The organism is Streptomyces sp. NPDC031445 (genome assembly GCF_055581365.1).
Genome location: NZ_JBVIJO010000016.1, coordinates 93,635 through 106,239, shown reverse-complemented (window position 1 = coordinate 106,239; position 12,605 = coordinate 93,635). Strand labels below are relative to the sequence as shown.

The 12,605-nt window shown below is 73.3% G+C and carries 9 protein-coding genes; 3 read left to right on the top strand and 6 right to left on the bottom strand.

The genetic code is table 11. From position 1 onward, the window contains the following. Positions 1-4: 4 nt before the first annotated feature. Both ACZ5DC_RS34185 and ACZ5DC_RS34180 read right to left on the bottom strand, forming a co-directional pair. On the bottom strand, positions 5-1,975 hold the full coding sequence (locus ACZ5DC_RS34185; RefSeq protein ID WP_468659300.1) for an N-acetylmuramoyl-L-alanine amidase: 1,971 nt from the start codon (positions 1,973-1,975) through the stop codon (positions 5-7). Between the two features lie 263 nt (positions 1,976-2,238). Next, complete coding sequence (locus tag ACZ5DC_RS34180) at positions 2,239-3,384, bottom strand: aminoglycoside phosphotransferase family protein (protein ID WP_468659298.1); 1,146 nt, start codon at positions 3,382-3,384, stop codon at positions 2,239-2,241. Positions 3,385-3,728: 344 nt separating this feature from the next. On the opposite strand from ACZ5DC_RS34180, the gene ACZ5DC_RS34175 reads away from it, so the two are divergent. Further along, positions 3,729-5,225: a DNA-binding protein NsdB gene (locus ACZ5DC_RS34175; protein WP_468659296.1), complete on the top strand. Its 1,497-nt coding sequence runs from the start codon at positions 3,729-3,731 to the stop codon at positions 5,223-5,225. Between the two features lie 49 nt (positions 5,226-5,274). Here ACZ5DC_RS34175 and ACZ5DC_RS34170 read toward each other — a convergent pair whose 3' ends face one another. Further along, positions 5,275-6,705, bottom strand: a complete 1,431-nt coding sequence (locus ACZ5DC_RS34170) for a PP2C family protein-serine/threonine phosphatase (protein ID WP_468659294.1) — start codon at positions 6,703-6,705, stop codon at positions 5,275-5,277. 347 nt (positions 6,706-7,052) lie between these two features. On the opposite strand from ACZ5DC_RS34170, the gene ACZ5DC_RS34165 reads away from it, so the two are divergent. Beyond that, entirely contained in the window at positions 7,053-7,466 is a 414-nt protein-coding gene (locus ACZ5DC_RS34165; RefSeq protein ID WP_468659292.1) for an SsgA family sporulation/cell division regulator, read from the top strand. Positions 7,467-7,539: 73 nt separating this feature from the next. On the opposite strand, the gene ACZ5DC_RS34160 is transcribed toward ACZ5DC_RS34165, so the two are convergent. Both ACZ5DC_RS34160 and ACZ5DC_RS34155 read right to left on the bottom strand, forming a co-directional pair. Continuing rightward, a complete protein-coding gene (locus tag ACZ5DC_RS34160) occupies positions 7,540-8,565 on the bottom strand; it encodes a Gfo/Idh/MocA family protein (protein WP_468659290.1) in 1,026 nt (341 codons plus the stop codon). A 65-nt stretch (positions 8,566-8,630) separates the two neighbouring features. Further along, on the bottom strand, positions 8,631-9,725 hold the full coding sequence (locus tag ACZ5DC_RS34155; protein ID WP_468659288.1) for a baeRF3 domain-containing protein: 1,095 nt from the start codon (positions 9,723-9,725) through the stop codon (positions 8,631-8,633). A gap of 470 nt (positions 9,726-10,195) precedes the next feature. On the opposite strand from ACZ5DC_RS34155, the gene asnB reads away from it, so the two are divergent. Then, on the top strand, positions 10,196-12,037 hold the full coding sequence (asnB, locus tag ACZ5DC_RS34150; protein WP_468659286.1) for an asparagine synthase (glutamine-hydrolyzing): 1,842 nt from the start codon (positions 10,196-10,198) through the stop codon (positions 12,035-12,037). 4 nt (positions 12,038-12,041) lie between these two features. Here the strand turns inward: asnB and ACZ5DC_RS34145 are convergent, their stop codons facing one another. Then, a complete protein-coding gene (locus tag ACZ5DC_RS34145) occupies positions 12,042-12,566 on the bottom strand; it encodes a DUF4232 domain-containing protein (RefSeq protein WP_468659284.1) in 525 nt (174 codons plus the stop codon). Positions 12,567-12,605: the final 39 nt, after the last annotated feature.

Genomic DNA, 12,605 nt, shown 5'->3' with positions numbered 1-12,605 from the left:
GCCCTCACTGGTGCGCCGGCCTTTCGAGCGTCACGTCCGCCGCCCGGACGAACGCGACCCGGTGGCCGTACTGGATCTCGTAGTACAGGTCCTGGCCCACCACGACGCGGTGGGAGTCGGGCGTGAAGGTCACCGCGTAGTAGTACTCGCCCGGTACCTCGTCACCCACCACGTACTTCTGCCCGGCCGGGATCGTGTAGGGCAGCGGCACCACCGACTGGGCGGGGACGCCCGCCGGGTAGGCCTCCTTCTCCGGGTAGGCGCGGCCGTACACCGGGACGCTGGTCAGGCCGTCCCTCGGCCGCACCAGGAGGCCCCTCGCCGGCACGGCCGCCGGGTCCTTGAGGGGGTTGCGGAACCAGGCCTTCTGCCCCAGGTACCAGATGGCCGTCCAGTCGCCCCAGCGGTCCGCCACCGCGTACTGCTGGCCGGTGGAGACCCGTGAGGACAGGTCGTTGACCCCGTCCGTCGGGTCCGTCTTCAGGCCGATGTCCCTGACCAGCGGGGCGGTCACGTCATGATCGGTGTACAGCCGCACCTCGCTGGACCCGTGCGCCGGGCACGGCTCGCCCTTGGTGGTGCAGCCGGTGTACACGGGCCGGTTCGAGGTGTAGTCGGGCAGGATCGTCACCACGCCGGCGTGCCGGCCGGCCGTGGGCCGGAACGGGTGGCCGAGCAGCTGGAAGTAGTGCTGCCAGTCCCAGTACGGGCCGGGGTCCGTGTGCATCCCCGGGACACTGGACGCGGTCGGACCGGGCACGTTGTCGTGGCCCAGGATGTGCTGCCGGTCCAGCGGGACGTCGTACGTCCGGGCCAGGTACCGCACCAGCCGCGCCGAGGACCGGTACATCGCCTCCGTGTACCAGGCGTCCGGCGAGACGAGGAACCCCTCGTGCTCGATGCCGATCGACTTGGCGTTGACGTACCAGTTGCCGGCGTGCCAGGCCACGTCCTTGCCCTGGACGTGCTGGGCGATCAGACCGTCGGTGGAGCGGATCGTGTAGTTCCAGGACACATAGGTGGGGTCCTTGATGAGGTTCATGACCCCGTCCCAGGCGCCCTCGGTGTCATGGATGACGATGTACTTGACGCTCTGCGACGCCGGGCGGTCGCCGAGGTCGTGGTTGCCGTAGTCGTTGTCGCCGAACTCCTCGTACGGCGCCGGGACCGACACGCAGGACACCGACCGGGGGCACTCGGTGCCGTCCGCGGACAGCGTGCGCAGGCCCGTCCGCCCCAGCCTGCTGCTGTCGGCGGTCAGCCGTGGCCGGGCGGGCAGGGACACCCGCTGGCCGTCGTCCGTGACACGCTCCTCGCCGGTGCGCAGCACGTCGTACACGTCGTCGGCGTACGCGGTGGCGGTCGCGGTGTCGTCGGCGCCGGAGAACCGGGCCACCGCCCCGTACCAGTCGGCCGGGTCGGCGCTCAGCGGCCGGTCCAGCTCCTTCTGCGTGGCGGCGAGCAGGGCGGCGCCGCCCGCCACGTTCGCCGCCGGGTCGGTGCGCAGCTCCTCGGCGGGGATGCCGCTCAGCTCAGCCGCCCTCGGCAGCGTCTTCAGCCGGGCCGGGACCGCTGACTCGGCCGGCACGTCGGCCACGGGGTGCAGCGCGGCACGAGCGCTGTCGCCCCGGGCGTCCTCCGTCCCCTCGGCGAAGTGCTCCGCGGTGGCGAGCGCGGTCCGGGCGTCGGTGAGGTGCATCGGGCCGTAGCCGCCGGTCACGCTCGGCGCGCCACCGTGCGCGTCCCAGCGGGACTGGAGGTAGGAGACGGCCAGCAGCACGCTCTGCGGCACGTGGTAGTCGGCCGCCGCGGTGGCGAACGCGTGCTGCAACCGGTGCGCGGAATCCGCGGCGGCGGGGGCCGGGGCGGCGCCGAGCAGGGGCAGCAGCAGGGCCGCGGAGGCCAGCGGGACGGCGGTCCGCCGCAGACGTCTGTGGCCGGGAGCGGACGTGGGGGCGGTGTCGGGTCCTCGCAATGCGGCCTCCTGTGACGGGCAGGGCGTGGCGGGGCGTACGGCGCCGAGCTGGGTCAGTGGTACCGGCTTGCCGACGATCCGTCAATGATGCCCGGGGGAACGTGATTTCCCATGTCACGGAGGGTTTCCGGCGAGTTTCGCGGCGGCGGCGCCCGGGCCTGCGGGGCGTCACTGGCATACACCAGTGGATCCCGGCTCTGGGCATGCTCACGAACGTCCGCGGTGCGCCGCCGCTCAGGGCGCACCGCGGAGCCGTCGCCCGGTCAGCGAGTGCCGACCGCCGCGCGGACGGCCTTGCGGGCCATCTGGCAGTCGTCGTGCAACCGCCTGAGCAGCAGCCGCTGTTCCTCGCCGGACGGCATGGCACCGGGATGGGCCGCGACCGGTGCCGCCGGGGCCGTGTCCTGCATCGAACGCTGCACGGCCGTCTCGTACGTACGGATCTCCCGGGTCAGCAGGAGCATCAGGTTCACCAGGAAGGCGTCCCGGGAGGCCGGGCCCGCCGACTGGGCGATCTGGCTGATCTGCCGCCGGGCCACCGGCGCGTCCCCGAGGACCAGCCACAGCGTCGCCAGGTCGTACCCCGGCAGGTACCAGCCCGCGTGCTCCCAGTCCACCAGCACTGGACCGGCCGGTGACAACAGGATGTTCGACAGCAGGGCGTCGCCGTGGCAGAACTGGAGCATGCCGTGCCGGCCCACCTCATGGGCGATGCCGTGCAGCAGCTTCTGCAGGTCGCCGAGGTCCCGGTCGGTGAACAGGCCCAGTTCGTGGTACCGGGAGATCCGGGCCGCGTAGTCCAGCGGCATGTCGAAGGTGCCCGCCGGCGGCCGCCAGGCGTTCAGCCGGCAGATCGCGCCGAGCGCGGCCCGGATGTCCGTGCGCGGCGGAGCCTCCACCGGATGCCGCTGGAACGAGGCCGTCCGGCCCGGCATCCGCTCGATCACCAGTGTGCAGTTGTCCGGGTCCGCCGCGATCAGCCTCGGCACCCGGACCGGCGGCCGGTGCCGGACGAACGAGCGGTATGCGGCTATTTCCTGGCGGCTCCGCTCCGCCCAGGCGGGCGAGTGGTCCAGGAGACACTTCGCGACGGCCGTGCTGCGCCCTGTCGTCCCGACGAGAAGGACGGACCGTCCGCTGCGCCGCAGGACCTGCACAGGGGCGAACTCCGGGCAGATCCGGAGCACCGAGGCGAGCGCGGTGCGCAGCTGCGCGCCCTGGGGGCCGGACAGGTCCAGCCTCCCGCTGAGCGGTTGGGTGCCGGGCTGGCCCGGGACCCGCCGGGCCCGGCCCGCGACCGGCACGGGACCGCCCGGGCGCGGTGCCGGGTCGAGGTAGGGCCCGCCGCCCGCCGGGCGGGGGCGCAGCGGCCGGGGCGGGGCGGACACGGAGGACGATGCTGCGTACATGGGAGAAACAGATCCCTTCGTGTGCCTGCGGTGCCTGCCTGTACGTCCGCGTCCCGAACTCGTGCTCAGGTCGCGTGCCCCGTGAGCGTGGTTCCGGGAGCGTGCGCCCACCCGGCCCGGCCGTCCGGGTACACCCTGGGGAGTGTGCCCGTCGTCGCCCGCCGTGTTCCGCCGTATACGGCCGTCATATGCGGGTGGCGACCGGGTCGGGGTGGCGCGTTCCTACCTGACACCCGATCGCCGGTGGCACACCATCTGGCGGACCCTGGCGAACCGTGGCGAATAGTCGCTCGGCAAGTTGCACCGGGCTACTGTCAACTCAGCCGAGAACCTGGGGGCTTGACGTGAGCGGACGACCCAACACCCGCCTTGCGGACCTGTTCGGCCTGGCCGGCTGGTCGAAGGGCGAACTCGCGAGGCTGGTCAACCGGCAGGCGGCGGCCATGGGCCACCCCCAGCTGGCGACCGACACCTCCCGGGTGCGGCGGTGGATCGACATGGGAGAGATCCCGCGCGATCCGGTGCCGCGGGTGCTGGCGGCCCTGTTCACCGAGCGTCTCGGCCGTGTCGTGACCATCGAGGACCTAGGTCTGGTGCGGCACGGGCGTACGGGGAAACGGCAGAGCGACGGGATCGAGGAACATCCCGACGGTGTGCCGTGGGCGCCCGAACGGACCGCCGCGGTCCTCACCGAATTCACGGGAATGGACCTCATGCTCAACCGACGCGGCTTGGTGGGCGCGGGTGCCGCGCTCGCCGCGGGATCCACACTCAGCAGCGCCATGCACGACTGGCTGCACACCGACCCGGCCCTGAGGGCCGACGCCCCTGTCCTCGACGACCCCTTGAACGCCGACCCCGCCGGATACGACCGCTACGAGGCCGCTCCCATCGGGTCCCAGGAGATCGAGGAGCTGGAACGCTCGGTCGAGGTGTTCCGCGCCTGGGACGCGGCCCGTGGCGGCGGGCTCCAGCGCAAGGCGGTCGTGGGCCAGCTCAACGAGGTGGGCGGCATGCTCGCCTACCACCATCCACCCCACCTCCAGCGGCGCCTGTGGGGCGTCGCGGCCAACCTCGCCGTCCTCGCGGGCTGGATGTCGCACGACGTCGGCCTGGAGCCCACGGCGCAGAAGTACTTCGTCATCGCCGCCCACGCCGCCAGAGAGGGCGGTGACCGGCCGCGCGCGGGCGAGGCGCTGTCCCGGGCGGCCCGGCAGATGGTGCACCTCGGCCGGCCCGACGACGCCCTGGACCTGATGAAGCTCGCCCGGTCCGGCGCCGGCGACCGGCTGCAGCCACGGACGAAGGCGATGTTCCACACCATCGAGGCCTGGGCGCAGGCGTCGATGGGCAAGGGCCAGGCGATGCGCCGCACGCTCGGGCGGGCGGAGGACCTCTTCGTCTCCGACCGGCAGGACGTGGAACCGCCGGACTGGATGCAGACCTTCAAGGACGAGGATCTGTACGGCATGCAGGCGCTGGCGTACCGCACGCTGGCGGAGTTCGACCCGGGCGCGGCCGCGCACGCCCAGCACTACGCGGAGAAGGCGCTCGCCCTGCGCGTCGACGGGCGGGAGCGGTCGAAGATCTTCGACCATCTGTCCATGGCGTCGGCCTGCTTCATCGCCGACGACCCCGAACAGGCCGACCGCTACGCCCGGCTGGCCCTGATGTCCATGGGCTCGAACTCCTCCCGGCGCACCTGGGACCGGCTGCGGCAGATGTACCGGCTGACCGCGGAGTACGCCGGCTACCCGAGGATCCACGAACTGCGGGAGGAGATCCGGCTCGCGCTGCCCAAGCCCAGGAGCAAGGGGGACGGCACCAGCGCACAGGCATAGGGGCAGGTGCGCCGACCGGCCCGGCGGGGTCGCTCACATGGGGTGACCGTCAGGTCGTGACCTTGGCCACGAGCACGCACGCGTCGTCCTCGCGTCCGGCGCCACCGAACTCCTCGACGACCGTGCGCACACAGTCCTGCGCGGTGCGCGCCGCGCCGAACCGCGGGGCGAGGCCGAGCAGCCGGTCCGCGGCCGCCGTCCCGCTGTGCCCCGACAGCAGCCCGTCGGTGTGCAGGAGGAGCAGGTCGCCCGGTCGCAGGGTGAGGACGGACTGCCCGTAGACGGCGCCCGAGGAGGCGCCGAGCAGGACGCCGTCCGGTGTGTTCAGCACGCGCCCCGTCCCGTCGCGGTACAGCAGCGGGGCGGGGTGTCCTGCCTGCGCCCAGAGCAGGGTGCGGGTCCCGGGCCGGTAGCGACAGCAGACGGCGCTGCCGAGGGCGGGCTGCACGGTGGTGTCGAGTAACCGGTTGAGCAGGGTGAGCAGGTGACCGGGCTCGGTGCCGGCCATCGCCATCCCGCGTACGGCGCCGAGCAGCGTGGCCATGCCGGAGGCGACGGCCACGCCCTGTCCGGTGAGGTCGCCGACGCTGAGCAGCGTCTGGCCGTCGGTCAGTTCCAGGGCGTCGTACCAGTCACCGCCGAGCAGCGTGGGAGTGGCGGCCGGGAGTCGGTGGGCCGCCAGGTCCAGCGCGCCCGGCCCCTGGCGCGGGAGCCGCAGGGAGCCGCGCCAGGGCGGCAGCACGGCTTCCTGCAACTCTGCCGCGATCCGGTGTTCGGTCTGCTCCTGCCGGCGGTGGCGGTGCAGCGAGTCACGGGTCTCGCGCACCGTCCGCTGGCTGCGGCGCAGTTCGCTGACGTCGCGCAGCACGGCCCACATGGAGGTCGTCCCGCCGTCGGCGCCGAGCACCGGCTCGCCCATCATGTGCACGGTCCGCACGGAGGCGTCGGGCCGTACGACACGGAACTCGCCGTCGATCGGCTTGGCGTCGACCAGGCAGTCCGTGACCATGGCGGTGAGTTTCGGCCGGTCCTCGTCCAGGACCAGACTGGGCAGCTCGTCCAGGGTGAGGGCCGGACGGGCCGGGTCGAGGCCGAGGATCTGGTACAGCTCGCCGGACCAGGTGGCCTCGTCCGTCAGCAGGTCCCACTCGGCGCTGCCGACGCGGCTGAGCAGCGAGCCGCTCGGGGCGGCGGCCGGCGCGGGCGGCTCCGGGGGCGCTGTCGCGGGCTCGGCCGGAGCGGGCTGCGGGCCGTCCCGCAGCTGGGCCAGGTGGGCGTCCAGATCGTCGAGTTGGTGCAGGGCGAGGTCGCACAGGGCGCGCTGCCAGCGTTCCTCGGGGTCCGCACCGTCGCTCCGGGTGTCCCGCCGCACGGCGTCCACGTCGCCTTTGAGTCGCCGCGCCTGCGTGATCAGCGCTTCGACCGAGCCACGCCCGGGCGGCTGGGCGGCTGGGCGGTCCGCGGAGACTGGGGACGGCATGACGCACTCCGATGGGGGACGGTACGACGGGGACGATGGGGGACCGCTACGACTGTCGCACAGCCCGCGACGCCCTGTAAGGGATTTGGCAACACACGATACGGTGGTGCTTCCGGCATATGCCAGAGTCTTCCCGGAGGGTTCCGCGGGGACGAATGGCGTACGCGGCGGGGCGGTCAAGTCGTAGCATCGATACGCGAGTTGAGCCAGTCGACGCTCTCCGGCCCCGAGGTTCAAGCGCGTGTTCGTCGCATATGTGTTCCATGGCGATGCCAAGCGGCCGGTACCCGCCGAAGTCTGACCGGAATTGGCGGCATGCGACGGGGCCGCGCCGACTCCTTAAGAGCATGGACATCTCCGTCGCACAGCTCGCCGAGGCCCGGCTCGTCACCGCCCAGGACCAGGACGTCCCGGTGTCCGCCACTCTTCGTTACACCGCCGACGACCCCCTCGCCGTGTTCGTGGACTTCCCGGCCGAGGCCGCGCTCAACGGCGAGGAGGTCACCTGGACCTTCGCCCGCGCCCTGCTCGACCAGGGGCTGCGGGCCCCGGCCGGCCACGGGGACGTGCGGATATGGCCGTACGGCCGGACCCGGACGGTCGTGGAGTTCCACTCGCCGCACGGCATGGCCCTGCTGCTGTTCCCGGCGTCGTCGCTGCGGCGCTTCCTGGTGCGCACGTACGAGGTGGTGGCGGGCGGGCAGGAGGACGTGGCGGACGTGGTGGAGCGGGGGCTGAGCGCGCTGTTCGGCGGGGTGTGAGGCGGCGGTTCCCCGAGCGGCGGCGGCTGGGTCGCCGGCCGGCAGGGCGGTCCCGGCCGGCCGCGCCCCGGCGTCAGCGGCTCGCGGTGGCGTACAGGTCCGGACGCGGGGCCAGGTCGACGGCCGCCCGGCCTCCCGTCTCCAGCGCCCGGACCCCCGCCTCGGCGACGGCGGACGCCGCGTAGCCGTCCCACACGTCCGGCCCGGTGACCTCCCCGCGCCGGGTCGCGTCGACCCACGCCTGCACCTCGCGGTCGTAGGCGTCGGCGAAGCGGACGAGGTAGTCCTGCGCCACCTCTTCCCGGGCGCCGCCCCGGGTGGTGACCACCATGGTGTGCTCGTCGCCGATCCGGGCGCTGCCCGCCTCGCACACGGCCTCGCAGCGCACCTGGTAGCCGAAGCCGCTGTTCACGAACACCTCCACGTCCACCAGCGCGCCCCGCTCGGTCTCGAACAGCACGAACTGCGGGTCGAGCAGGCCCTCGGGCGCGCCCGAGGCCGGCGTGGGCCGCAGCACGGTGACCGCCGTCAGCTCCTGCCCGAGCAGCCAGCGGGCCGCGTCGATCTCGTGCGAGACGGAACTGTTGACGAGCATGGCGCTGGTGAAGCCGGCGGGGGAGGAGACGTTGCGGTGCGTGCAGTGCAGCATCAGCGGCCGGCCCAGGCCGCCCCCGTCCAGCAGGGCCTTCAGCCGCCGGTACTCGGCGTCGTAGCGGCGCATGAAGCCGATCTGGGCCAGCCGGCGGCCGAACGCCGCCTCGGCCTCCACGATCCGCAGCGCACCGGCGGAGTCCGGCACCATGGGCTTCTCGCACAGCACCGGCAGCCGACGCGCGAAGGCGGCGAGCAGCGCCTCCTCGTGCGCGGGGCCGGGGGAGGCGATGAGGACGGCCGCGACACCGGGCGCGTCGAGCGCGGCGAGCGGGTCCGTGTGCACGCTGACCCCGTCGAGCCCGGCCACCGCTGACGCGGCCCGCTCGGCATCGGGGTCGGCCACCGCCGCGACCCTGGCTCCGCTGACCACCCGGTCGAGCCGTCGTATGTGATCGGCCCCCATGTGTCCGGCACCCAGCACCGCCACACCCAGCAGGTCACCCATGCGTGTGCTCCCTTACGCCGACGATCACGCCGTAGCGTACGCCGACGCACGGGGGCCCTCAGGGGTCAGTACCGCAGCACTCCCGCGATGCCGTGGGCGTCGCCGAGCGCGCCGTCGGGCACGAAGCGCACCTCGGCGCCCGTCTCCAGGCACTGCTCGACGATCTCGTCCACGATGTCGTCGCGGGCGTCCAGGTCGCCGGGCTCGGCCGGCACCAGATGTTCGCCGAGATCGCGGACGGTGGCCCGGAAGTCCTCCTCCACCGCCAGCAGCCGCACCCGGCCCTCCCGGGCGCTCTGCCACAGCTCGTCCAGCCCGGCCGCGTACGTGCGGTGACCGCGCGCCGAGACCAGCTCCTCGACCACGGCCGTGGTGTCCTTGCGGGACTCCTCCTCCAGGACCGGGCGCAGCGCCTGCCAGACCGCGTCGGGGCCGGCGTGTCCGAGGCCGCCGCGCGGGACGTGGACGGCGCACGCGGCGACGCTGCCGACCTCGCCCAGCAGCGACAGCGCCGCCTGCTCGCCGATGACGTAGAGCGGCCGGGGCTGTTCGCGCAGGACCGTGCTCATGGCGGTGTCCGCCTCGCGCAGGAACTGGCGGGTGCCCTCGTCGCGGAAGGTGCTCGGCAGATCACCGATGCGCATCTGGCGCTCCGCGTCGAAGTTCTCCCGCCTGCGCTCCAGCGGGAAGCCGCCCCAGTGTTCCTCCACGACGCGGTCCGGGCCGCCGCTCCACAGGGTGACGCGGTCCGCGGAGACGGACAGCACCCAGTAGGGCCGCTCGGCGGTGTGCGCGGCGACCAGGTTGCGGGTGAGGAAGGTGTCGGACAGCACCACTCGGTCGGGGACGGTCCGGGCCAGGGACCAGACCTGGTGCTCACCCGGCGCCGCGAAGATCACCAGACCGTCCTCGGCATGCGTCAGGTCGACCTCCGCGAGGGCGCGGTCGAGCTGTGCCACGACGTCGGCGCGCCGCTCACGGGTGACGGCGGGGTCGGACTCCAGGCGCCTGCGCGCCTCGGTCAGCGCGTTGCGCAGCCGGACCGGGTCCTGGCCGCTCCCGCGTTCGCGACGGTGCGTCGGGGTCAGTACGGAGACTGCCGGATAGGGGCGCGGGCGCCGCAGTTCGGCAAGGGTCACGGGACTCAGTGCGTGCTCCATGACACGACGATAGGGCGGATTCACCGTTACGGCATTCGGGCTAATCCGGGCCCTGGTGCCCCCTGGCCGACCGCCGTCGGCGGCCCCGGTGAACGGCGGTGACGCGGACCCCGTGGCCGGTGACCGCGGAGCCCGGCCGGGCCGGCCCGGGTGCCGGGATCGTTTCTGACCGCGAAGGTGTAGCGGGGGCGTGCCGCCCGAGCCGCTTGAGGAAGTTTTTGCCTGTGGCCGGTTCGTTTCGCCCCGTGCCCGGTGGCGGGCCTGTCCGCGGATTTCGCTGAGGCAAAACGCGGCCGAAACCGTGGGGCGGATGTCCCCGCCGTGTTACGGCCGCGTTGACTCGGCCGACCGGCTGACGGACGCTCGTCATATAGGTGCTCGATACAACTGGTTTGCCGGCCGAACTCCCGCGACCGCGAAAGCGCAGGTGAACGGGGGGCCGACGGGCAGCCGGAGGCAGGAGGTAGCGCATGTGCGGCATCACCGGGTGGGTCTCCTTCGACCGTGACCTGACGGCCGAGGCCACCACATTGCATGCGATGACCGAGACGATGGCCTGCCGGGGCCCGGACGACCGCGGCACCTGGACCGAGGGCCCCGCCGCCCTCGGACACCGCCGGCTCGCCATCATCGACCTCCCCGGCGGCCGGCAGCCGATGTCGCTGGCGACCCCCGAGGGCACCGTCGCCCTCGTCTACAGCGGGGAGGCCTACAACTTCACCGAGCTGCGCCGGGAACTGACGGACCGCGGTCACCGGTTCACCACCGACTCCGACACCGAGGTCGTGCTGCACGGCTACCTGGAGTGGGGCGACGCCGTCGCGGAACGGCTCAACGGCATGTACGCGTTCGCCGTGTGGGACGGCCGCGCCGGCAAGCTGGTCATGATCCGCGACCGCATGGGCATCAAGCCGTTCTACTACCAGCCCACCGCCGACGGCGTCCTCTTCGGCTCGGAACCCAAGGCGATCCTCGCCAACCCGCTGGTCCGGCCCCGCGTCACGCTGGACGGCCTGCGCGAGCTGTTCGTCATGGTCAAGACGCCGGGCCACGCCTTCTGGGACGGCATGCGCGAGGTGGAGCCCGGCACGGTCGTCACCGTCGACCGCTCCGGCCTGTCCACCCGCGTGTACTGGAGCCTGGAGACCCGCCCGCACACCGACGACCGCGACACCACCATCGCCACCGTGCGCTCGCTCCTCGACGACATCGTGCGCCGCCAGCTGGTCGCCGACGTGCCGCGCTGCACCCTGCTCTCCGGCGGGCTCGACTCCAGCGCCATGACCGCCCTGGCCGCCCGGCAACTCGCCGCGCAGGGCGAGAAGGTGCGTAGCTTCGCCGTCGACTTCGTCGGCCAGACCGACAACTTCGTCGCCGACGAACTGCGCGGGACCCCCGACACGCCCTTCGTGCACGACGTGGCCCGGCTCGCCGGCACCGACCACCAGGACATCGTGCTCGACGCCGAGGCCCTCGCCGACCCCGCCGTCCGCGCCCAGGTCATCCGGGCCCGCGACCTGCCGTCCGGCCTCGGCGACATGGACAGCTCGCTGCTGCTGCTCTTCCGCGCCATCCGGGAGAAGTCCACGGTGGCCCTGTCCGGCGAGTCCGCCGACGAGGTCTTCGGCGGCTACCTCCAGTTCTTCGACGAGGAGGCGCGCCGCGCCGACGCCTTCCCGTGGCTGACGACCATGAGCCGCCACTTCGGCGAGGACGCCGGCGTGCTGCGCGCCGACCTCGCCAAGTCCCTCGACCTGGAGAGCTATGTCGCCGACGGCTACCGCACCGCCGTCGCCGGCATCGACCGGCTGGACGGCGAGAGCGACTTCGAGTACCGGATGCGGCAGATCAGCCATCTGCACCTGACCCGCTTCGTGCGCATGCTGCTCGACCGCAAGGACCGCATGAGCATGGCCGTCGGACTGGAGGTACGGGTGCCGTTCTGCGACCACCGGCTGGTCGAGTACGTCTACAACACGCCCTGGGCCCTGAAGTCCTTCGACGGCCGGGAGAAGAGCCTGCTGCGGGAGGCGTCGGCGGACGTCCTGCCGCGTTCGGTGTACGAGCGGGTCAAGAGCCCCTACCCGTCCACGCAGGACCCCCGCTACGCCCGCGCCCTCCAGGAGCAGGCCAAGGACCTGCTCGCCCGGCCCTCCCACCGCGTCTTCGACCTCGTCGACCGGGACCGGGTCCGGCAGGCCGCCGAACGCGAGGCGCCGGTCAGCACCCAGGCGGCCCGGCGGGGCCTGGAACGCACCCTGGACCTCGCGGCGTGGCTGGACCTCTACTCGCCGGAGCTGGTGCTCGACTGAGCGGTCAGCCGAGCCCGATGGCACGGTCGGCGGCCGCCGCCGACCGCTGCCACCACGTGGTCACCGGCTCCCACACCAGCACCCGGCGCCCGGTGCCCAGCCGCCCCGCGGTGAACGAGCGGCCCCCGTGCTCGGCCGACGCCGCCACCCCGACCCCCACCACCCGGCGGGCCTGCGGGTCCGCCGGGTCGGCGATGGTCCGCACGTCGGCGTACGCCGTGCCGCCGGCCGCCAGCCGGTAGCCGCCCGCGCCGCCCTCCGGCACCGGCAACGCGATCCCGTCCAGGTCCCCGAAGGACACCGTGGGCACCCGGTCGACGACGCACGCGCGCGGTCCGCGGTTGGTGACGCTGGTGCGCAGCACGGTCGGGTGACCGCTCACGGCCCGCGCCCGGATCGTCAGCGCCTTCTCCGCGCAGCGGGCGGGCCGGTCCCGGCCGGTGGCGGCCTGGCTCTGCGGGGCGGTCAGCAGCAGGGCCGCCACGGCGGCCGAGGCGGCGGGTACGGCGATGACGGCGCGCATGCGCATGACGGGCTCCCTGTCGCGGTCACGTACGGGATGGGGCGG